The 22292-nt window shown below is 36.0% G+C and carries 17 protein-coding genes; 6 read left to right on the forward strand and 11 right to left on the reverse strand.

The window, feature by feature from the left end; all coding sequences use genetic code 11:
* Positions 1–201 precede the first annotated feature (201 nt).
* Both phnH and phnG read right to left on the reverse strand, forming a co-directional pair.
* Positions 202–795: a phosphonate C-P lyase system protein PhnH gene (gene phnH / locus F6K54_RS10440; protein WP_293077165.1), complete on the reverse strand. Its 594-nt coding sequence runs from the start codon at positions 793–795 to the stop codon at positions 202–204.
* Positions 796–1389: 594 nt separating this feature from the next.
* Positions 1390–1833, reverse strand: a complete 444-nt coding sequence (phnG, locus tag F6K54_RS10445) for a phosphonate C-P lyase system protein PhnG (protein WP_293077167.1) — start codon at positions 1831–1833, stop codon at positions 1390–1392.
* A gap of 641 nt (positions 1834–2474) precedes the next feature.
* On the opposite strand from phnG, the gene phnF reads away from it, so the two are divergent.
* Complete coding sequence (gene phnF / locus F6K54_RS10450; protein ID WP_293077169.1) at positions 2475–3206, forward strand: phosphonate metabolism transcriptional regulator PhnF; 732 nt, start codon at positions 2475–2477, stop codon at positions 3204–3206.
* A 458-nt stretch (positions 3207–3664) separates the two neighbouring features.
* Here phnF and F6K54_RS10455 read toward each other — a convergent pair whose 3' ends face one another.
* The 4 genes from F6K54_RS10455 to F6K54_RS10470 all read right to left on the reverse strand — a co-directional run bounded on the left by F6K54_RS10455 (position 3665) and on the right by F6K54_RS10470 (position 8206).
* Positions 3665–3892, reverse strand: coding sequence for a hypothetical protein (locus F6K54_RS10455; RefSeq protein WP_293077171.1), 228 nt, complete (start codon positions 3890–3892; stop codon positions 3665–3667).
* 841 nt (positions 3893–4733) lie between these two features.
* A complete protein-coding gene (locus F6K54_RS10460) occupies positions 4734–5036 on the reverse strand; it encodes a hypothetical protein (RefSeq protein ID WP_375341961.1) in 303 nt (100 codons plus the stop codon).
* A 169-nt stretch (positions 5037–5205) separates the two neighbouring features.
* Entirely contained in the window at positions 5206–5463 is a 258-nt protein-coding gene (locus F6K54_RS10465) for a hypothetical protein (RefSeq protein ID WP_293077173.1), read from the reverse strand.
* Positions 5456–8206 (reverse strand): CBS domain-containing protein, encoded by a 2751-nt coding sequence (locus F6K54_RS10470; protein ID WP_293077175.1) that lies wholly within the window; start codon positions 8204–8206, stop codon positions 5456–5458. The genes F6K54_RS10465 and F6K54_RS10470 overlap by 8 nt, the downstream gene beginning before the upstream one ends.
* 572 nt (positions 8207–8778) lie before the next feature.
* Here F6K54_RS10470 and F6K54_RS10475 point away from each other — a divergent pair.
* The 5 genes from F6K54_RS10475 to F6K54_RS10490 all read left to right on the forward strand — a co-directional run bounded on the left by F6K54_RS10475 (position 8779) and on the right by F6K54_RS10490 (position 14272).
* A complete protein-coding gene (locus tag F6K54_RS10475; RefSeq protein WP_293077177.1) occupies positions 8779–9786 on the forward strand; it encodes a DMT family transporter in 1008 nt (335 codons plus the stop codon).
* A gap of 149 nt (positions 9787–9935) precedes the next feature.
* Positions 9936–10427, forward strand: coding sequence for a helix-turn-helix domain-containing protein (locus tag F6K54_RS42795; RefSeq protein WP_366558096.1), 492 nt, complete (start codon positions 9936–9938; stop codon positions 10425–10427).
* Entirely contained in the window at positions 10411–11235 is an 825-nt protein-coding gene (locus F6K54_RS42800) for an RNA-guided endonuclease TnpB family protein (protein WP_366558098.1), read from the forward strand. The genes F6K54_RS42795 and F6K54_RS42800 overlap by 17 nt, the downstream gene beginning before the upstream one ends.
* A gap of 769 nt (positions 11236–12004) precedes the next feature.
* Positions 12005–13360 carry a glutamate-cysteine ligase family protein gene (locus tag F6K54_RS10485; protein ID WP_293077179.1) on the forward strand — a complete coding sequence of 452 codons (1356 nt, stop codon included), beginning with the start codon at positions 12005–12007 and terminating at the stop codon, positions 13358–13360.
* A 108-nt stretch (positions 13361–13468) separates the two neighbouring features.
* The gene (locus F6K54_RS10490) at positions 13469–14272 is read left to right on the forward strand and encodes a Uma2 family endonuclease (protein WP_366558097.1); all 804 of its coding nucleotides are present in this window, start codon (positions 13469–13471) and stop codon (positions 14270–14272) included.
* 46 nt (positions 14273–14318) lie between these two features.
* Here F6K54_RS10490 and F6K54_RS10495 read toward each other — a convergent pair whose 3' ends face one another.
* The 5 genes from F6K54_RS10495 to F6K54_RS10515 all read right to left on the reverse strand — a co-directional run bounded on the left by F6K54_RS10495 (position 14319) and on the right by F6K54_RS10515 (position 22155).
* Positions 14319–17093: a hypothetical protein gene (locus F6K54_RS10495; RefSeq protein ID WP_293077181.1), complete on the reverse strand. Its 2775-nt coding sequence runs from the start codon at positions 17091–17093 to the stop codon at positions 14319–14321.
* A gap of 306 nt (positions 17094–17399) precedes the next feature.
* Positions 17400–18560 (reverse strand): hypothetical protein, encoded by a 1161-nt coding sequence (locus tag F6K54_RS10500; RefSeq protein WP_293077183.1) that lies wholly within the window; start codon positions 18558–18560, stop codon positions 17400–17402.
* 325 nt (positions 18561–18885) lie between these two features.
* Positions 18886–19899 (reverse strand): MoxR family ATPase, encoded by a 1014-nt coding sequence (locus F6K54_RS10505; RefSeq protein ID WP_293077185.1) that lies wholly within the window; start codon positions 19897–19899, stop codon positions 18886–18888.
* Positions 19900–19914: 15 nt separating this feature from the next.
* On the reverse strand, positions 19915–20994 hold the full coding sequence (locus tag F6K54_RS10510; protein WP_293077187.1) for a hypothetical protein: 1080 nt from the start codon (positions 20992–20994) through the stop codon (positions 19915–19917).
* Positions 20995–21063: 69 nt separating this feature from the next.
* Positions 21064–22155 (reverse strand): 5'-methylthioadenosine/S-adenosylhomocysteine nucleosidase, encoded by a 1092-nt coding sequence (locus tag F6K54_RS10515; protein WP_293077189.1) that lies wholly within the window; start codon positions 22153–22155, stop codon positions 21064–21066.
* Between the last annotated feature and the right edge of the window lie 137 nt (positions 22156–22292).

The following is a 22292-nucleotide window of genomic DNA, read 5'->3' on the forward strand; positions in this document are numbered from 1 at the left end:
GGGGGAGTAAGGTCAATTTATCGTCAAGAGAGAAAAATTGTATCCTTTGAAATTTTGAAATTTTGTACATCTTGCTAGAGTGAGTTAACCAAAAATATACAGTTGTAAATATTCTAGGCGCGACAATAAATTGATCCTGGGGGGGCTAGGGGGGCAAAATTAAGTATCAAAAAACTTTTCAGATATCCTCTAAGGAAATTCTTACATTTTTGCTAATCTACTTTTAGTTGTTCTTGGTAAACCAATAACTTTATTTTGAACAAAGAAAAATATATCTACTCCTAAAGGATAATTGTTAAAGTTAACTTCCCATTCTGACCAGAAAAATTCCGGTAATTTCGGAATTGAAATTGATGTTTCCTTTAAAATTCCCGGTCCGGTTAATATTACTTTATCCCCTGATTCTAAATTCGTTCCTTGCACAAATAAAGTAGTTGAATTTTCTGGTTCTTCTGCTGTACCATGATGAAAATTTGATAGGTTGGGAATAGTTTGAATATTCTTAATTACAGCAAAGTCAGCAATTTGAGAATTTTCGGTAAAATGACAACCTGTGTGAAACAATAACCAGGCTTTTACATCTTGATGAAAATCTGAACTTAACCATACTTTTGTTTCCAAATCTAACATTGTTAAACAGGCAGCAGCACAAGCTATATTCAAGTCAGATGGTGGTGTTAATTTAGCATCTATTTGTTGCTGCTTTCCTGGATAAGATAAGGCATTTAATAGATTGAGAAAAGTTCTTTGAGAATCATGTACAATATCAGGCAATCCTGGTAGTTTAGTAATCATAACAAAAGGTTTTAAGCTAACAAGTACCTGGGCAAAATTAATTTCAAATTTTATGAAGTTGGGGAATGCTAAATAGGGTTTGCTGAAAAAGTCTTTCGGTGAGGGCAGGAGCCAGAATCCAGAATCCAGAATCCAGGAGAAATGGGAATTATAGAACAGCTCGTCAAAATATCATATCAAATCCGCTTAATTGGACATAAAAAAATTATCCGATTATCATAACTACGCTCATCTTTCTAATTCTTTCTTCTCCTGAATTCTGAATTCAGAATTCTGAATTCTAAAGACTTAACCATTCTATGGCTGTTTAACCGGATTTGATATCATCCCTTGATTTTCTGCCCCTCGAAACGTCCAAAATCCTAATTTTTTGAGCATCAAGAGCTGAAAACCAAGGTATTTCAGACCTAAAAAGGCACTTACCAATATCAGTCAAAGCTTTCATATTTATTCAGCAAACCCTAAATATGAAAAATGAGGTACACCTATGTTTAATTTCTATTCTATTCCCTATTCCCTGTTCCCTAAAACAGAGGTAATTATTAATTATTAATTATTAATTATTAATTGTTGAACACCTCATACAACAATTGATTAATCTCCTCTTGCAATAGTAAAAAAATTAACTTTTGTAGCTTCTGTTTGTAGTTGTTGAATTTCCTTTTGTTGATTAACTTCTGCTTCAATAAATTCAATAACTACAGATTTTACAACATCATGCCATTCAGGCAGTTGCATTAAACCATCGCACAAAGCAGCAAGTTCAGCATGACGATGCGATCGCCCTGGTACATAACCAAAACCAATAATATCCTCTATCTTGACTGCACAACGAGTAATAGTTATTTCTCCTAGATTAAAGATTTGTCCCGTCCCACCAGCACGGCCTCGTACCATTGTCAGACCTATTTCTGGTGGCCTGATAAAGTTGTATGCAGGCAATTTGCCTATCTCTGCAACTTTTGTCTCTAATTGCTTCAAATTAGATTTAGCTAAGGTTTTGATCCATCCCTGTCGCATTTCTCTTTGAATGTCCATAGATTGGTTCTCCAGTCCAATTAACTAGAGCAATATTTGTCTATACAAATTTCCATATATACAATATATAATAGATATATACTTTTTATCCAAAAAAACTAACTGCTACATTTCGATCGTCAATTATGGTCAAAATATTATTATTCAAGGATCGAGTAAACGCCCATTTTTCAAAGTAATCAGGGGGTGGGGGTGAAACCTATATGGTTAATAACAATTTACTTTAAAGATGTCACAAATAGTTTCAAACCCAATATTTGAAATTACTGTGGCATCAAAGTCTCGAATCTATAAATTTTGACTTTTGATTTTTAAATTTTGACTGTCTTGAGTGTGTCTTACATTCTGAAGAGACCTCAGAATCACACACTAGCTTTTGACTTCCGTGAAACGATATAAGAGTTGCTCTTCCAACTCAGTTATCAATTCTCTGGAGATCATGACTTTTTGCCAGTAAGTGGCCAAGTTTGGCATATTTTTTCTAAATTATGGAAAAAACTCAAAACTTTGTTCAATACCGTTAGTATGTTTAACTGTAAGAGTGAATTTTATTGATTTACCAATTGATAATTGTTGCCTGCTCCACAATTTTATCAAAGCCCAGAAAAATATTAAAAAGATCTAAATATATTCAGGATGCCATGAGCCGTGAAGTACTACCAGTTTATACTCAAATTGCTGAAGAATTACGCCAAAAGATTCATCAAGGAATTTATAAAGTAGGAGATAAGTTACCAACTGAAGCTCAAATGAGCGAATATTTTTCTGTTAACCGTCATACATTGCGTAGGGCGATCGCTATTCTCAAAACTGAAGGGTTAGTGAGAGTCGATCGAGGTCGTGGGACTTTTGTCGTTGGTACACCCATTAAGTATATTATCGGTAAAAGGGTACGCTACAATCAAACTCTCATTGCCCAAGGCCAAAAACCTAGTTTTAGATTACTGCAAGTGGTGAAAATACCTGCTGATGTTTCTATTGCTCAAGGATTAGAAGTAGAAGTAGGTACTCCTGTAGCTTTAATTGAACGTTTAGCATTTTCCGGCGATCAACCTATTAATATTTCTAGTAGTCATTTTCCTTTAGATCGTTTTCCAGGAATTATAGAGAAGGAAGCAATTGAATTTTTGCGAGAGAAGGGTTCAATTTCTAAGTTGTTAAGGGAAAAATACAATAGTGATCATATTCGTCGTACAACTAATGTTTATGCTCGTATAGTTAGGCATCAAGATGCTTCTGTGTTGGAAGTGCCTCTAAATCACCCTATTTTGTTAGCAGAGTCAATTAATGTCAATCAGGATGGCAATATTATTGAATATGGGGTAACTAGATTTAGAGGCGATCGGATGGAGTTAGTCTTTGAAAATGAATGATTTTATGGCGTTGGTGAAGCGCGTGTATGATATTAATTTTAATTACTTAGGAGTCAGGAGTCAGGAGTCAGGAGTCAGGAGGGAAGAAAGAAGAAGAAACAGGAGTAGAAGGAGAAAATTTTTTGTCGCGTAAACGGAACGGAGTTCTATCAAACTCTTATCCGGATATGATATAATATCTCTTCTTACCAACGCCAATTTTATTAGAAAAGAGGGAGTAGGTGGAAAGAATTAATAAATTAAGAGTACGATCATTAATTTTATTCTTTATTATTATTATTTGATTTATCAAAATAACTGGGTCTAAAACCCCGCTTTGATTGGCGATCTGGTTTTTGGAGGCTTGCTCAAATCCCTGTTACAAAAACAACTTTTGACTTCAATTAATGGAGATGTCTATTGGTAGTAATAAAGGACTGAAAAAGAGGATGAAGATACTGAAAAGTTGCCACTCTGCTCTATTGTTGGGGAAAATCAGACTTTTTCTTGATTTTTTCAAGTTGTTCCCATAGTTCCTGAATTTGTAGATAAGCAGATGTTACTGAAATTTTTCCTGATGTTTGTAAAGCGCTGATATAATTTATTTGATGAGAAAACTCTTGTAATTTAGCATTGAAATTAATATTTGCTGGAGTTGCTTGTCCGTAATAGCGACTTTGTTGATATAGAAATCTATCCTTTTTCATTTCAGTTTTTCCTTAGTTAATTTCAAAAATTTTAAGTTTATTTTTTATCTTATATAGAGCATATTATATCAATTTTTATTTGCCAAGGTTTAAAGCCTGTAGTTTTAGTTCATAAGTATTAATTTTTTGTCAAACAAATATACTTTTTAACCGAATAATTAAGGTTTAAAGCCTCTTCTTTAAAGGAGAAACAAGTGGTAGATCTTCGGAGCTTCCCGTAGGATGGAATAGCGTTTTGCTCCGCAACATATAAAGCGGAGCGGGTCTGCAAGAAAGGGTCTCCTCGCCATCCCTCAACCGCTTTTTTCCCCTTAAAAGGGGAGGCTTTAAACCTTAATTAATAATTATTAATTATTAATTATTAATTATTAATTATTAATTATTGAAAGTAATTTTACTCTGGGATTTAGTAGATATAACTGTTAAAATCTCGAGAGTTGAATCTATTCAGAAAAAATCTGGTTTTTAATCATGAAAAAAAAGAGCCATACAAAATCATATATTAGCAAAATTTTATACAACTACTCTATGAATTATCAATAGACATCTCCAAAAATCAAAAATAAAATCAATTATCGTACAGAAATTATCAATTATTTCCCCCTATTCCCTATTTCCTCTTTTCTGGAGATGTCTAATATTCAATTGTAAGCATTCAGCCATTAACTTCAGATATCCAGGAAGTTAGATTTAAATACTTAAATTATTACTTAAGTATAGTTTAAAGCAAATATAAAACCCTTAAATATCCATAATAAATGTATTTAACTCCTTCCTAAAAAAAAGCTGATTGCTGACCGCTGAATGCTTAAATTAAAGTAAACTTGATATGATTACCAGATTAAATATTTTTCTGGTCTGAATTATTTTCAGGATCTGTACCTATTCCTAAATTTTTCTTAGATTTTTTCAACTGTTTCCAAAGTTGCTTTATTTGCTCATAAGCTTCTTCAGAAGAAATTTTTCCACCAGTTTCTAAACCACAAATTATACTTATTCGTTGAGCAAATTCTTGCAGATTTGAATTAAATACTAAGTTTTCAGGGGTAAAATCACCTTGATATCGACTGCGAGGATACAAAAAATCATCATCAATTGCCATAGTTTTTTCCTGATAAATTTCTGTAACTTGATATGATATCATATCATGTCCGGTAGCATCGGTCTTGTATAGAGAAGGTAAGGAAGAAGGAAGAAGCTTTAAGAGAAGGAAAAATTTTACTTATATGGCAGTAGATATTTCCCCAACTTTTACACGGAACTATACCAACGGACATGATATCATATATATTTACGCTTAGGTTTACACGGGACTATACCAACGGGCACAATATCATATTATGTCCGGTTGAATAATTAGACTTTGGTGGAAGGAAGGCAGGAGGCAAAAGGTTTTCTCCCATTATCACCTTAATTTTATACACAAACGATGCTACCGAACACAATATCATATCAAATCCGTTTAATTCGGTATAAAAAAATGTTCTATCTTCAACCATTACCAAATATTTCCCCATCTCCCCATCTCCCCATCTAATTACACCGATGCTACCGGACACAATATCACTCATACAAACCAGATCGAATACAAGGATAATACCTAGCTAAAAATTTCTCAGCATCAGAGCGATCGCTCACCACCCCATCCACAGTAGCAGTCAAAAGATCGTCCAACATCAACTTAAACTCGCGCCCCGGTTTATATCCCATTTCCTTCAAATCATTTCCATTCAAAATAGGTTTAATATTCGCCCACTGAGTCAAATATTGCCAAACCCTACGTCGTACCCAACGCTCGCATTGTACCGCAATTAAAATCAACATCGGCAAGTCGTACTTCCGCAACAACCACACCACCTGACTCGGACTATTACATTCTGGCAAACTCTCCATCACCTTACCTTTTGCTAATTCCAACTGCTCCAGTCGTTTCACACTATCCACAGGCAACTGCAAATTTTTCCCCACTAAACCCCGGTATTCAGACTCCAAATAAGCAATCAAAACCTCTAACCGCATTTGCCAATGAGATAAACTTTTCTCAGCATCAAAACGTTGCAGACACCTATCCATCAAACATACCTGCTGCCACAATTTCCGGTCTAGCTCCATAGTTGGATGCAAACAACGCAACGCCCCCAGACTTCCCAATAACTTTAAAGCAGGTTTCCAATAATTAGCTTGCAAAATATATTTCAACTCACTTTTGAGTCGAGTTTCTAAAGCAGGCACCCTTCTATTTTTTTCTGTTTTCCCAATATTTTGGCGGTCATATACACCGCTATTAATAGCATAACGAATATATTCCTCTGTTTTCCCTTCAATTTCAAACCCCAATCTCACAGCAAACCGTACCGCTCGATAAATGCGAGTGGGGTCTTCAATAAAACTATTAGCGTGCAACACCCGCATCTGTTTCCCCTGCAAATCTGACAACCCACCAAAAAAATCAAGCAACTCTCCAGCACGAGGTTCAGTAAGTCGTGCTGCCAAAGCATTAATAGTAAAATCTCGGCGATACAAGTCTTGACGAATTGAACTTGCTTCAACTTCTGGGTTAGCTGCTGGATAAGGATAAAATTCTGTGCGAGCAGTAGCAATATCTATCCACAGAGAATCTAACACGAGGTCGTTATGCCAAAGCAACGCAGCAGTTTGAAATTGACCGTGAACTTCCAAACGTGCTGTGGGGTAAATTTTTTGCAGTGCTTTTGCCAACTCCACCGCAGGAGCTTTTTCTGCTGACTCAGAGTGACAACCATCTACAACTAAATCTATATCTGTTAACAGTAGAGTCTCATCAAATTTTGATAATAATAAATCTCGCACCCCTCCACCAATTAGATATAATTGCCAACCTCGTTTTTCTGCCAACTCAGCAACACAGGTGAGTAGTTGCCAAAGTTGAGGTGCAAGACGTTCTTGTAAAAGTTCGGCAACTGATTTACAAGTTTCACCAGGAATACAACCAAGTTGTTCGCTTTGAGGACGTTGTTGTTGATGCAATTCTCGTAAAACGTCGGTGCGGGTGACAATTCCGACTAAATGGTTATTTTCCAATACAGGCAAGCGCCCAATATCATAAGTAACCATTAACTCTTCAATTTCTGGAAGGGTGGTTTCTGGAGAAATAGTTTTGAGTTGTGGTGTCATGTAACCTTTGACTGGAGCATGACTAAAACCATGGTGGAGAGCAATGTCAATATCTCGCCGAGAAATAATTCCTACTAATTCCTGAGATGAGTCTACTACTGATAAACCAGAATGACCGTAACGTAATAGTATGCGGTGAGCTTCTTCTATAGATGTCTCAGGAGGAATGGTGCGAACTGGAGATGACATCAAATTTCTGGCGGTGGGAGGTTGAGGAATTTGATTTTTGAGTTTGTCTACCAGTTTGTCCAAGGTTGCTTCAGGGTTACTGTCTCGGAGAGTAACTGCTGCTGCCCGCTGATGACCTCCACCACCGAGAGATTGAAATAGCTCGCTGAGATTAGTGTCTGAAATTCGCGATCGCCCAATAATACTTAAGCTTTTTTCTGTTGTGTCTTTGAGGGAGTGGGTATGAGCTAGGAGGAGAGCGTCTATTTCTGTGAGGTCTATTAAACTAGAAGCTAAACTGGATAAACCGGGAACATATTCATCTGTGTGTAATAGTATCCACCCTATTTGATAATTTCTGACAGTGGAGCGTTGGATATTTTCCAGAGCTATTTTCAATAAATCTTGCAGTTGTTGTGACAAACCAGGTTGAATATATTCGGCGATCGCAGGTAAACTTGCCCCTTGCTGCATTAACCATGCTAAAGCTGCTGCATCTCGTGGTGTTGTATGATCAAAAGTCAGGGAACCAGTATCGGCGTGGATGCCCAGGGCCATAATTGTTGCTTCTGCTGGAGTTAAGACCGGGGTAGGTTTATTTTCGAGAGTCTGGAGTTTTTCTGTAATTAGAGTTGTGGTTGCTCCTACTGCTTCTATGTAAGTTTGGGTAGCTGGAATATCGGTTTGAGTTTCACAGTGATGGTCGTAGATGATAATTTCTGATAGGTGGGGTAAGTCTAACCATTGGGCAGTTTTTCCGAGTCGGGAGCGTGTTTGAGTATCAACTATATATATGGAGCGGATTTGTTTTGGGTTGACAGAGCGACGTTCAATGATGGCAAATTCGTCTCGATGGAGAGCAAGGAATTGTTTGACGGTGGGGTGACAACCGCCAGTTATTACGAGGCGACTACCTGGATGGAGGTGTGTTAGTCCGACGGCGGCGCCCAGGGCATCGAAGTCTGCGGTTGTGTGGCATAAGATTAGGTTCATTTTTGGGAGGTTAAAAGTTTTAATTTAAGATTAGGTACCTAAAATAGTATCAGGACTTACGCAAAAAAACCTTTTCTGTCATTGCGAGCGATAGCGTTTGCGGGGCAGTCCGTTAGGATAGCAATCTCAAGAGTCAACATTGCGTTCATCATGGGTAAGTCTTGTAGTATTTTATCTTCAATTAGCGGTATTATCAGGATTTACGCAGAACCAGTGTATTTAGTAGATGTAAGCAGCAGTTTGCCCCTACAGGTAGTGTATAATTTGATATTTTGCGTAAGTCCTGTTAGTATTATTTTGCATTATAATCATACCAGATAATCTAAATAAATTTCAATCAAATTTTCAAGTTGATGATAATTTTGTGGTTCAGGCGATCGCCAATGATATAGAATCCGGTTGAATAGTTATTGTATAGTTGGGAGTAGGGGAGTGGGGGAGTGGGGGAGATTAAATATTTAAGTAATTATAGAATTATCAACATATACTATATAACCGGATTCTATATGAGAACCTATTAAGCAGCGCCAATATAGAGAGAGCCTTAAGGTTTAACACTATATATAGTGTCTTTGCGTAAGTCCTGCTTAGTAACAAAAAATATTAGTTTATTTACGATAAAAACATTTATGCCCACTGAATTAGAATCCCCGAAGCCAACCGAGTGGCAAACACCACCACCCCTAGTCATTATTGTCATATTTATTGCAATATTTATGTATTCATTCGCGGCAATATTCATCAAATTGAGCGAACAAGATGTAGGTCCAAATGCCACAGTATTCAATCGCTTCTGGATAGCTACTATTTGTCTAGGATTTTGGAGGTGGATGGAAGTTTTACGTTTGAGATTGTCATTCGATGAGATGGCGTCTTCAAAAAATTATACAACTAAAGAACTCGGACTTTTACTGCTCGGGGCTACTTTGGCGGAACTGAGCCAACTGGCTTGGGCTTGGTCTCTAACGGAAACTGGTGTCGCCAATGCTAATCTACTACATAACTTTACCCCTGTGTTCACCGCCTTTGGAGGGTGGCTACTGTTAGGTCATTACTTCGGTTTGAGATTTGTTTTTGGTCTGACTCTAGCCATAGTTGGAGCGATAACAATTGGTTTGGAAGATTGGCAAGTGGGTACCGATAATCTCGTTGGTGATAGTTTGGCATTACTTTCTGCTTTCTTCTATGCGATGAGTGTGCTAGTCATAGAACAACTGAGAACTAAGTTCTCTGCCACTGGCATACTGCTGTGGTCTTGCTTACTCAGAAGTTGCTTGACTTTTCCCCTGGTATTGCTCGCCGAAGATAGACTTTTCCCATCTTCCTTGCAGGGCTGGTTAGCAGTTATTTCTCTAGCTGTTTTATGCCAGGTGCTTGCTTCTATGATTCTCGTCCATCAGCTCAAAACCTACTCTTCTGGCTTCATTTCCCTGTTCCTACTCCTTGAACCAATCTTCACAGCTATTCTAGGGTGGATTATCTTTGGCGAACAGTTGAGTTTTCTTAACTGGTTAGCTTTTTTAGTCGTTTTATTGGGTATTTACCTAGCCCAATCGAATCAAGGACCTAAAAAAAGCTAAAGTCGTACTCTTGATGCTAGTAGATTCTCAAATTTTTCGTCGAACTGACCAGAAAATTGGGTCTCAAGCCTCGCCCTTATAGGGCGACTTTTTAGTTGATTTTTTCTCTATAAATAGGTTATAATATTGTTAGTTTATTGCGTCAGATTATGAAATCTAGATTTAAGTATCGTATCTATCCAACACCGGGACAAAAACACCAATTAGCCAAGCTATTTGGTTGTGTGCGTGTGGTTTGGAATGATAGTCTAGCTTTCTGTAAAGAACAGTACAAAATAGGAGCCAAGAAACCGACAAATTCAGAACTGCAAAAACAGTTTATTACATCTGCTAAAAAGACTGAAGATAGAGAATGGTTATCGGAAGTTTCTAATATACCATTGCAGCAATCCTTGAATGATTTAAACCAGGCTTATCAAAATTTCTTTACTTCAACCAAAGGTAAGAGGAAAGGTAGAGCTGTTAAACCTCCGCGATTCAAAACTAGAAAGTCAAGACAGACTGCTAGATTTAGAAAGGGTGGTTTTAAAGTTGGTCAGCATAAAGTTTACTTAGCTAAAATTGGGAAGTTAAAGATAGTTTCGCCTGTGAGAGCTACCTGCTGCTCCATCATCAGTAACAGTTATCAAAGATTCAGCTAATAGATATTTCTTAAGTTTTGTAGTAGAAATACAACCCGAAACTTTACCTCAAACTGATAGTTCAGTAGGAATAGATTTGGGGATTAAAACTTTTGCTACATTGAGCGATGGTACAAAAATTGATGCTCCTAAACCACTAAAGAAACGAATTAAGAAATACAGGAAGTTAAGTAAGTCATTATCTAATAAAACTCAAGGTTCTAAAAGGTATGAAAAAGCTCGGTTGAGAATAGCTAAGTTTTCCTACGGAATGCTACGCAAACATGCCAAACTGAAAGATACGCGGACCGATTTTCTGCATAAATTATCAATTAAAATAATTCGTGAAAACCAAACAATTGTTTTAGAGGATCTGAACGTTTCCGGAATGGTCAAGAACCGTAAATTATCCAGAGCTATTTCTGATTTAGGTTGGAGACAATTCCGAACTTTACTAGAAGGAAAAGCAGAAAAATATGGTCGTGAGTTTCGAGTAATTAGTCGTTGGGAAGCAACATCTCAAACCTGTTCTAGTTGTGGTTTTAAAGGTGGGAAACTAGACCTTTCAGTGAGAGAATGGGAGTGTCTCAACTGTGGTGCTAAACATGATCGCGATATAAATGCAGCCATAAATATATTAGTCGCGGGTGGGCAATCCGAGACATTAAACGGACGTGGAGGCAAGCATAAGACTAGCGTCAAGTTAGCAGCAGTCTGTGTTAGCGGAGCTTTGCGCCAGCAAAACGTCAACCCGCCGAGGAGCTACGGTTCGGTAGGAATCCCCGCGCCTTTTAGGCGCGGGGAGGATGTCAAGTCTCTCGATATGTGATATCATATCCGGATAATTAGGGTTTGCTGAAAAAGTATTTTTGCTGGGGTAGGAGACAGGAGACAGGAGACAGGAGGAACGGGGAATTTAAAGTAGGTAGGAGTAAGAATTGTAAGAATGATTTCTCTGCCCAACTTTTGCCTAAAATACGCTCCATGCATGAGCATGAATAGCTGAAAACCAGGCACTTTTTTCGACTTCAAAAAGGCTTTAGCCTTTACTTATCAATACTTTGAGAATTAATCAGCAAGCCCTAATTAGTGACAAAAAAACTTTCTCCCTTTATACCTTTCTTTCCCTTCTGCCTTCTGCAATTCTTACTTTTGACTTTTGACTTTCCTTGTCATACGATAATTAATTATCCGGATTCTATATAAAATGGGAGAAATCCGCCCTCGGAATTGGAAAAATGTATCGAAAAATACAAAATCTTCCGATGTCAGCAGAAGACTTTGGACTGCTGGCTCGATAAGGAGGTTGTATAGCAATGAGCGCTGGTATATTTACAAATTGCAGGAACTGTCCAATAGACATCTCCAGAAAAGAGGGAACAGGGAACAGGGAACAAGGAACAGGGAAGAATAATTGATAATTTCTGGATAAGAATTGATTTTATTTTTAATTTTTGGAGATGTCTAATAGCTAAAAGTCTTATATTATCGGTAATTTATTCCCCCTGTTGCCTGTTGCCTGTTGCCTGTTGCCTGTTGCCTGTTGCCTGCCCACAACGCTATATAGCGAATTAGCAAAATAACTGAAAAATCAAAAAATGCCGACAATCAATCGTGAAGAAGCAGTTTCTATCGAAACTGCCAAATTAATTGCCAAAGAAAAAGCTTTTGGAATTTCGCCATCGGCGAAAGAAGACAAAAAAATTGGTTTAGAATTGGAGATATTCCCTTTTTTAGCCCAGGAAAACGGGATGGCAATTCAGCGTCTGGAATTACAGGGAAAACTAGGAATCATAGATATTCTTGACAATCTGTCCGAGAAAGGTTCTCTGGTTAGAAAAAAGGAAGCCCATAGCAAAACATTCTGTCGGTATCCCCTACAGGAAGGTGGATTTATAAATTTTGAGGGGGGCGGACAAATAGAAATTTCCACTAGCCCTTTTGATTCTCCTGCCAAAGTATTAAAATATACCAAAACCCTACAAAGTTTACTGGCCAAAACTTTTGCTGAACATGGCGTTGTGCTGCTGGGGGCAGGATTTGACCGATGGCATCGACAAGATGAAATCAAGTTGCAAGTTAACACACCTCGACAAGCTGCCTTTCTAGAATATTTCTCGCGTTTCGACAAGTGCAATTTGCTGTTAACCAAGACCGGGAGTATACAAATTAATCTAGACTTCGGCAGTCAAGAAACTTGGCTAGAGAGATGGCTAGTCGCCAACCTCATTTGTCCTATTATTACTGCTACCTTTGCTTGCAGTCCATCGGCTGATGGGGTATCCACAAGAGCGAGATTGTGGCAGAAACTTGAGCCAACCCGTGTAGGTTTTGCATGCTGCGACGGTTCTGAAGCAGACAATATGGAAGCTTGGAGCGAAGCAACTCTTAGGGCAAAGGTGATAGTATTTAAGTTACCACCGGACAGGGTTGAACCTGCTGATGTAGAGATCAGCTTTACAGACTGGATTGAGAACGGACACCCTGTATATGGCTGGCCTACCGTTGAGGATTTTATTTATCACCTTTCTACGTGTTTTTTTGAAGTCAGACCTCGCGGATACATCGAATTGCGGGCGTGCGATATGCTGCCCGGTGTTTTGCAGCCAATTCCTGTGACTCTGGTAACAACACTTTTGTATGAAGAAGTAGGCCGAAAAAAATGCCTCGAACTGTTATACGATAAAATCCCTTCTCTGGAAGACCTTTGGAAGCGGTCGGCAGTCAGCGGACTCAGAGATCAAGAGCTTGCTCGACTTGCTCATGAAACTTGGAAGATTGCCATTGAAAGTATGGATCGCCTGCCTAAAGATTATCTGGGAGAGGACTATATCAAACAGGCTATAAATTTTTTGGAAACATACACTTTTGTTAACAAAATGCCCGCTGACACTCTGGAAATGTGGGAAAGTGAAAGTATTCCGAAAGCCTTGAAATGGTCATTAATTAATTGAGAAGTCTATGGAGGTTATCAAAATTACGGCTTGGATTGCTATGTTCCTAGCGGTAGTAGTCCAGTTACCAATTTTTTGTACCCCATACGAACTGTTTGGAGATTAATTATGTATAAGGATGAGATTGTCGAAGAAATTCACAGAATTCGTCAAGAATACTCTCGTTCATTCAACCACGATCTGGAAGCCATATTTGCTGATTTACAAAAGAAGCAAGCGGAAAGTGGCATGAAAGTTGTGGATTTATCTCGAAAACCAGATATGACAAAACGTTGGAGGAGAAAAAAATTTATGATTGCTCAACCCCAAGATTATCAAAAAATGACCCCTGAAGAATACCTAGAATGGGAAGCTCAACAGGAATTTCGTTATGAATATATTGATGGTGAAATTTTAACTAAGACTGGAGTTCGTTATGAATATGTAGACGGTGAGATTTTGGCTATAACTGGGGGAACTATTCCTCATGGTAAAATTTACCTCAATTTCTACAGAGCTTTGTATCCTCATTTGAGTAAAAGAGGTTGTGAAGCTTATGTTTCGGATGTGAAAGTTCGGGATAGTAAAAATAATCGTTATTTTTATCCCGATCTAGTGGTTACTTGTAATGCTGAAGATTTAAAATCTCGTGACTTTATTAAACATCCTAAAGTCATTGTTGAGGTGCTGTCCCCTAGTACAGGAAAATACGATCGCGGCGATAAGTTGAAATATTATCGTCAATTTCCTAGCTTGCAAGAATATGTTTTGGTAGATTCAGAATCAATATTTGTAGAAATTTATCAACGTGGGGAGGGAAAAATTTGGAATTATTGTGGGTATACAGAAGGTGAGTCTATTACATTAGAGAGTATTGAATTTACTTGTGGTATTGAGGTTTTATATGAAGGAGTTAATTTTCTTCCTGAGTAGGGGAGTAGGGGAGTGGGGAGAAAGAATTGATGTATTAGTAAATATATTAGGCAATTAAAGTCGCTTCAATGACTTTTCTCAAATTTTTCCATGCTCCTTCTCCCTGGAATTGTTCAAAAAATGAGGAAGGTTTTTCGTAAAAATAAAGCTGTTCATCACTTAAGCAATAAACAACTGGCACTTCATACCATAATAAATCTACATTATGAGCGAAAGGACTTTCTTGACGTATCTTCCTTTTATTTTCTTGGTCTAAATTATCGACAACAGCAACAGAAAAACAAATATTGGAAGGTATTCTAAAATTCTGAATTTGTGAACCAACAGATGTAGTAGTTTTATCTTTTCCATATTCTAAGCATTGAGTAGAATACTTTCTTAAACTATGTATATTAATAGAGGAGAAATAATCAATGATAAAAAAAGCATCTCCTCTCATATTCATAGGAAGTAAAGCAAAAGGAAGTTCAAAATTAGTGATTTTAGCTACAAGCTCAAACTCAAACATTCCATCTTTACTTTGAACATTATTTTGTATATCTAAAGCACCTTGATTTTTAAGATTTTTCTCAATTTTGTTTAAGTAATTATCTAACCTTTGATTATTACTTTTTATTGTTTCGGGAGATTGGTGTTGCAGAAACCTTTTAATTGGTAAATTTCCCATTTTCTGCAATACCTCTAAAAACTCAATGTCTCGATCTTCTAAATAATAAAATTTTTCTCTCGGTTGATTAGTTATATAGTGTATAATTAGTAATAGCGGGTGATAATAAGGATTTTGGCGAGAGACTGGATAATCTTTTAATTTACCAATTAATATAGTAATAAATTGCTGAAGAGGTAAGTTAAAATCTAGGCTATTTATAAAGTAATCATCAATACCAACAGATTGTAAAAACACTCGCCTTCCAGAAATAGAATCAAATACTTGAAACAATTTGTTCAAGATTAATTCCAGCTCAGTAATATCGCTTTGCCTTAAAATAGAAAATATTCTTGCTTCAGTTGAATTAATTATTTTATCCTCAATTAGCGTTATAGTGCTAAAAAAAGCAAATAAAAAGCGGGCAGAAACTTCTGCTGCATATTCACGAAATTGGTCATTTTTATCATTATCAGAATAATCTTGAACTCCTTTAACAATAATCATAGGAATTTCCTGAATTTCAGCTACTGCACCAATAACTGCACCTTCCATTTCTACTCCTAATATTTTCCGTGGTAGTTTTTCCATACCTTGGAAAAATTGAGGGTCTTTTTTTACTTTGGTTGTAGTCGCAATTGCACCAACATGAATTTGAGAATTTGATGGGTCTTTATAACGTTGGTCTTCTAAATATTCTAGTCGTTCATTTTGGACTTCTTTAACAGCTTTTTCTGTTAATTCCAAGAAGTCTATTTTTAATAATTCTTTCTTTCTTAATCGTTGAATTACCTCTCTCCAGTCTGGGCATTCTGTTTGTCTTTCTGGATTCTTTTCAGGACTAACATATTTATCTGGTTGTTCTTGATAATTATAGAGTTTGTGGAGCAACCAACGTTCTTGATGATAGTAAGATTTTGGTCTAGGAGTTTGAATAGTATTTAGCCAATCTTGGGGAAATTCTTGAATAGCAAATTCCCATTGAAGTTTGAGGTTATAAGTGCGAATATTATGGAATATTTCTTCAGTGCGAATTTGTTGATTATCTATTAATTCGTCATAAGCAACAAATTTATCATGGTCAAACTTAAAGACTCGGTTAGCAACAATTACATCACCTAAAAAAACATTTCTTTTATTACCTGAACAGACTCCAGTCATTGCCAAACAACGAGGATTTAATTCTGAAATAAGTCGAGTTGCCAGAATACAAGTGTTAATTTCTCCCATTTCTACAGGGCGAGCTGCCACTATATTTAATTGAGTACCGTTTTTATGCTTTAAGGTAGTTTGATAGTAGGGATAGCCAGAACTATCTTTTAATTCTTGCCAAGTATTTCCGAATTGATTATCACAGTTTTTCAAAGCATCTAATTCATCTTTTAAAGCCGCGATAATTAAAATATCAATAGTTACAAAATTATTTTCATACTCTGACGGAAACTCTGCCAAAAACTTTTTAAGCACAGGATGAATCAATACAAATCCCAACTCTTCTTTTAACTCCTCAATTTCCTCTATTAACCCTTCCTTTTCATCAGCCAATAACTTTGCCAAAATATGAGAATTAAGCACCAAACTTTGATACTCCTTCCATAAATTAGTCTGCTCCAAAGGTTGAGCCAAAATCTCCACTAAATAAGGAATTTTTTCTTGACCAGCTAATCCCAAAACCGGATTATCTTCGGGTAAACTGTCAGATAAAAGTCTCCCCATTTTCCGAATCGTACTATCAGGATCTAAATAAGCTTGAGCAATCCACCTTTGAACCTTTCTTAACTCTCCAGATAGTTTTTTATCCGGTTTTTTTTCCAAATAAAACCACAAAAATTCAGCTAATTCAAAAGGCCGTTGCCAACCAAACTTCTTCTCCAATTCCACTAACAAAACTTCTCTCACACAAGGCTCAACCTCATAAACTCCTTCTTGTAAAGGGCGACATAAAGAAGACAACAAAAAATTACTTTCTGCTATCCAATCAATATTTTCCTCATCCAAAAAATTAATCCGAATCAAATTAACTAATTCAGGAGTTAAAATCAATAACAACCCACAATGACAAGCAAGATTTAAATTTTTCTCTCCAAAACGACGCTCAAATCTTACCACCTCTCCCACTGCATTCTCCGGGGAAAGCCACCTCCTTCTAATAACTGCCTCAATAGTTTTAGCCATACAAATTAACTCCTATTGGAAAAAAATATAGCAGTTCTCTAAATCTGTGAGGTACAGTTTTAGATCCCCCCCCGCCCCCCTTAAAAAGGGGGGAGCTTTCAAAGTCCCCCTTTTCAAGGGGGATTTAGGGGGATCGTAAATGTTTCTCTCCAAAATAGTTTTAACCATACAAATTAACTCCTACTGAAAAAAAATACAGCAGTTTGAGATCCCCCCCCCGCCCCCCTTAAAAAGGGGGGAGCTTTCAAAGTCCCCCTTTTCAAGGGGGATTTAGGGGGATCGTAAATGTTTCTCTCCAAAATAGTTTTAGCCATACAAATTAACTCCTACTGGAAAAGGATGTCCTAACAATATTTTAACCAAATCATTTAATCCTTCTCGATTCAAAGGATACATAGGAATAAATTTAGCAATATCTTCAGCAGTAGTTGTTTTCCACTGAAATTTAGGAACAGGATTTAACCATCCATATAAATAAGTATATTCAGATAATTGCCTGATAAAATTCTCAGTTTTATCCAATCTTTCACTATTATAAGTGCGTCGTGCCGCTCCTCCGTCACTAACAATAACCACACTATTATTATCAGCTTCCTGAGAGAGAATTTCCTCAATAGGCAAAGGCTTAGTTAAATTAGATTGAGTAAACAAATAACCCCTTGGAACATTGTGAAAATAAAAAACACTTGTCTGATTTAACAAACCTCCCTTTTCGATACTTTCCTGTAAAGCATCAATTAGTAATTTAAAAGGAGACATGGAACTTTCACAGTCAATTAACAAAACTAATTTGACTTGATTTTTGCGACGAGGTTGTAACACCACATCAGAGATAAAACCCATTTTACACAATTGATTAATTGTTCCTTGAACATCCAAATCTTCAGACACACCTTCTCGTTTTAGGGACCTCAAATTACGCCAAATGCCAGTCATTTCTCGGCGAGTTATTGGTAAACGGAGAATCAGATTATAACTTTGTCTAAATCTCTGTTTTATAGGTGTTATTTCTGACGGAAATTTTCTAGAATAATCGCGAGGTAAAATTGAATTAGTTTGTTGATTAGGTTGAGATTTATTTTCTTGTTCAACTTCAGATGAAACTGGAGAAATAGAATTACTATTATTTTCTAAATTTTCAGTCTCTTGAGGAGGAGAAATAGAATCTTCTTCAACTTTGGGCGATGGAGATTTATCGGTTTCTTGTAATCGGTTTTCTAACTCAGGTATAACTAACTCTTCAAACAATTCATTAAAAATATTTTTGTCTTCTAAAGACTTAACCCATAACAAACATAAAAGTCGTTTTAACCGTTCAATATCCTGCAACTCTGCTCGACTTTGAATAGTTTTAATCGCCAGTAAATATTCAGAAATTCCCATAGGAACATCCTCTTGCCTCAACCTATTAAACAAAGGCAAAAAAAGAGTTTCGGATTCAACAATTAATAATTCAAAGTCAATCATTTAGTAATATAGTCCAGTAGGGTGCGTTACGGCTAGCGCCTAACGCACCACTATATAATACCATTTCTCAAAAGTAATGCCACCTGTGGAAGGTAGTCAAAATAACTAGAAAAATTACAGAGGTTAGTTAACAATAAAATTACGTCAATAAATAGTATTTATAAATAGAAAATTCAAGTACAACAAAGTTTTTGAGAATCGGTATAATTCAAAAGTAACATCAGGAATTAATTATCAAATAATCTGCGGGGTGGGTTAAGCTTTCCTCAAAAATGGTGCGTTACGCTCCGCTAACACACCCTACTGGACTTACGCTTATTAATAATTATATTAACTGTTCTATAGCATTTCGATCGCTTTGATTTTTTACTAAAGTATGGAGAAAAGGAAGTTGACCTAATTGAGTCTTATTTAATTCTTCACCTGTTATTTCCTCATTTTGCCTCCTTCTTTCCAAAAGTCGCAACCAATTAATAAACTCTCCTGTACTAGGTTTTTTCCGCCAAGAAATCTTGTCACGAAGTTCTACAAATCTATCTAAAGCAACTTCAAAAATAGGAGAAATATCCTGCTGAAAATGATTAATAATAATCTTCCTCAAATCCTCCAATTCTGGAAACTCAACATAATAAAACAGACAACGACGTAAAAAAGCTTTAGGCAATTCTTTCTCCTGATTACTCGTAATAATAATCAAAGGTAAAAAATCTTTTCTAGCTTCCCGTTCCTCACCCCGAAGAGCATCATATTTCCAGTCCTTAACTTCCTTTATCTCAAACTGTAACCTGTCTAAAACTAAGAGTAAATCATTAGGAAAATCAATATCAGCTTTATCAATTTCATCAACCAAAACAACTGAAGGAATATTACTTTCAGCAGAAAGCTTAATTGCCTCTCCTAACTTGCCTAACTCCACATATTTTTTTCGCTCAATAGCATCAGTTAATTCCGGTGAATTATTTATCTGTTTCTCCTCTAATTGACTTTGAATAAACTTATATTCTTGAAGGTCATATAAACGGCGAATATTATCATAAGTATAGAGTAATTCTTCAGCCCGGCTGGTAGAACGAATATAGCATTCCTTCAAAGGATAACCCAACTCATAAGCAATAGAATAAGCAAGACGAGTTTTACCACAACCAGGTTCACCTTCTAATAATAAAGGGCGACGTAAATAGAGAGCATCATTTACTGCCTCAGCCAGATTTTTAGAAGCAATATAAGGTTCCTTTTTTCTGGGTATATCTGGAAATTCTTTCCCATTTTCGTCTTTTAATGGTTCATATTTTCGGTCATTACCTTGACCTTCATATTGTCTATCTGCTAAGTCATTCATTTTTTCAATATTTTTTTAATTAATTTGTTTAAGTTCATCAATAATTTCTTCAAGGGTGTTATAAGTCGGAAGCAAATAACCTTGAGCAATTTCTAACCTTCTAAGGTATCTATTTATCATAGCTTCTTGCATCTGTAGTTGTTGAAGATAACCCCTAAACCATTGACATAATTCATTGATTTTAAAAGATTTAGGTACGTTCAGGCGAATACAACCATTAATAGATTGTTTTATAGAAACATTAGCAAAAATAATAATTAAACAGCGACCTTTATTGTCTAAATAGCCATGATATTTTGTTTTGATTTCCTGTAAAAAATTATCCGTTATTGAATTTAATTTTTGTTTATTTATAGTGTAATTCCAAATTATTAAGACAACATCTAAAGGGTGAGTATCAACCAATAAATCAGTTATTTGATTTATGTTGTCATCTTTTAAGCGATTATCAATTTGTGATTCAATACTTCCATAAGCTTCCGATAAAGTAATACTAATAGGCGGCATCCTATATTCACGTTTAGTTTTCTCTTTCAATTCTTGGAGAATTCTTTTAATAATGTAATCATTTAAAATTTTGTAATCTCCGCTAACATTAAAAGCAAAAACTCCTTGATAATCTAGTGTTTTTTTAAATTTATATACCAACTTATCTAAATCATAATCAACAATCAGATTATTATTTATTTTATTATTATCTATTTTTAAAGATGTTTGCTCCCTCAATTGTTTTTCATCAGTTTCTGCCCTTTTTTCAGACAGACGTTGACTATAATCAGAGCTTTGTTTAATTGGCGATCGCTTAAGTTTTTTAATGTATCCTTCTATAGTCAATATGGCATCTGAATCTGAATTTAATTGACCTTTAAAAACTTTCAAAAAACATACTAAATTTTCTTGATTATTTAATATGAAGCCATAAAAACTAGCGACCAACTCTTTCGCAGGCAAATTGTAATCTACTACTGCTTCATCAATCTGTATCTGACTAATATTGACTAATGACTTTAAATGTTCACCAGGTTTCTGCCGAGCATTAAAATAGTTAGTTAAAATTTTTTGTAGTTCAATCTTTTCCTCAAGCTCCAATTTCATTAACTAATTTATACCGATTTTACTTTAACTATGTTTGCTATTGATATAGATAAGTTAATATTTCCATACTTACTGCATTCTTGCAATAATTTGATTAACAAATAATTGTTCATCAGAACCTTTAAGTAAATGACTCTGAAAAATTTTAAGAAATAATAGAAAATCATCCCTGCTTTTTAAAATTTCAGGATAAAAATTAGGAATTAATTCTCTTACAGGTAAATTATAATCTATTGCTGCTGTATCAATCTGTATCTGACTAATATTTACCAATGACTTTAAATGTTCACCAGGTTTCTGCCGAGCATTAAAATAGTCAATTAAAATTTGTTGTAATTTCATCCTTTCCTCAAAATCATCAGCTAAAAATTTAGTATATTTTGGATGAATTCCCGAATTTTCTAAATCAATAGATTGTTGATTTCTACTTAACCAAAACTTCCCTAAAACTTCAAAAGCAAAAGCACTAGCATGATGAGCAGCTACTTCTTGAAAACCTTCTTTATCCGCCATATTTTTACCATCAATTAAATCAGAAATACCTCGAATAATTAATGCTGAAACCTGTTGATTAGCATGAGCAACTTGCAAAATACCACGACCTTCCATTTCCACAGCTAAAGCATCACCATAACTTTGCTGAAGAAACTCAAATAAATCTGATTTTTTATTAGCAATTACCTTTTCTCCTGCAGCAATAGGAGCAACAAATACATTAGGTTTAGCTGAATCAGAAAGTCTAGCTAACCAATCTGTTTTTCTAGCTTCAGCTTTTGCCCGTTGAATCATATTATAATTTGAAAGACCAACATCCGGTCTTGGCCTAAAAGTCTCAGCTACCTTACCCGACTCATAACCATAAACCTTAGTAGCAGCAACTACATCTCCCAGTTGGACATCCTTAATCCCTCCAGCTACTCCAACAAACAGAATCACATCAGGCTTAAAATAAGCGATCGCCCTTTCTGCTTCTATTGCTGCGGGTGAATTTCCAGCACCAGTCTCCACAATACCCACTTCCAACTCTTGACCATCAATAGAAAATTTACCCCTTTCATAAACTGTCCCTTGAGAGTGTATCTCCTCGCTCAAGTCACTGAGATGAGCGCGTACTGCCATATATTCGATACGAATTGCTGTTAAAATAACTGCACAAGCCATATTTTACCTAGTAATTGAACTGCTTTCTATTATCGTTAATTTATTTGGAAATGTCTAAAAATTAAACTGCTTTAACGTAGTGCTACATTGTCGTTTCAGTTATTAGTACCGACTGCTGAAATTCCCTAATACCAATT

The organism is Okeania sp. SIO3B5, assembly GCF_010692555.1.
GTDB lineage: Bacteria > Cyanobacteriota > Cyanobacteriia > Cyanobacteriales > Microcoleaceae > Okeania.

What these genes read in the sequence shown, in the direction of transcription:
- phnH (WP_293077165.1), bottom strand. Translation starts at nt 795, where the DNA reads ATGATTACTAAACTACCAGGATTGCCTGATATTGTACATGATTCTCAA.
- phnG (WP_293077167.1), bottom strand. Translation starts at nt 1,833, where the DNA reads ATGGACATTCAAAGAGAAATGCGACAGGGATGGATCAAAACCTTAGCT.
- phnF (WP_293077169.1), top strand. Translation starts at nt 2,475, where the DNA reads ATGAGCCGTGAAGTACTACCAGTTTATACTCAAATTGCTGAAGAATTA.
- F6K54_RS10455 (WP_293077171.1), bottom strand. Translation starts at nt 3,892, where the DNA reads ATGAAAAAGGATAGATTTCTATATCAACAAAGTCGCTATTACGGACAA.
- F6K54_RS10460 (WP_375341961.1), bottom strand. Translation starts at nt 5,036, where the DNA reads ATGATATCATATCAAGTTACAGAAATTTATCAGGAAAAAACTATGGCA.
- F6K54_RS10465 (WP_293077173.1), bottom strand. Translation starts at nt 5,463, where the DNA reads ATGAGTGATATTGTGTCCGGTAGCATCGGTGTAATTAGATGGGGAGAT.
- F6K54_RS10470 (WP_293077175.1), bottom strand. Translation starts at nt 8,206, where the DNA reads ATGAACCTAATCTTATGCCACACAACCGCAGACTTCGATGCCCTGGGC.
- F6K54_RS42795 (WP_366558096.1), top strand. Translation starts at nt 9,936, where the DNA reads ATGAAATCTAGATTTAAGTATCGTATCTATCCAACACCGGGACAAAAA.
- F6K54_RS10485 (WP_293077179.1), top strand. Translation starts at nt 12,005, where the DNA reads ATGCCGACAATCAATCGTGAAGAAGCAGTTTCTATCGAAACTGCCAAA.
- F6K54_RS10490 (WP_366558097.1), top strand. Translation starts at nt 13,469, where the DNA reads ATGTATAAGGATGAGATTGTCGAAGAAATTCACAGAATTCGTCAAGAA.
- F6K54_RS10495 (WP_293077181.1), bottom strand. Translation starts at nt 17,093, where the DNA reads ATGGCTAAAACTATTGAGGCAGTTATTAGAAGGAGGTGGCTTTCCCCG.
- F6K54_RS10500 (WP_293077183.1), bottom strand. Translation starts at nt 18,560, where the DNA reads ATGATTGACTTTGAATTATTAATTGTTGAATCCGAAACTCTTTTTTTG.
- F6K54_RS10505 (WP_293077185.1), bottom strand. Translation starts at nt 19,899, where the DNA reads ATGAATGACTTAGCAGATAGACAATATGAAGGTCAAGGTAATGACCGA.
- F6K54_RS10510 (WP_293077187.1), bottom strand. Translation starts at nt 20,994, where the DNA reads ATGAAATTGGAGCTTGAGGAAAAGATTGAACTACAAAAAATTTTAACT.
- F6K54_RS10515 (WP_293077189.1), bottom strand. Translation starts at nt 22,155, where the DNA reads ATGGCTTGTGCAGTTATTTTAACAGCAATTCGTATCGAATATATGGCA.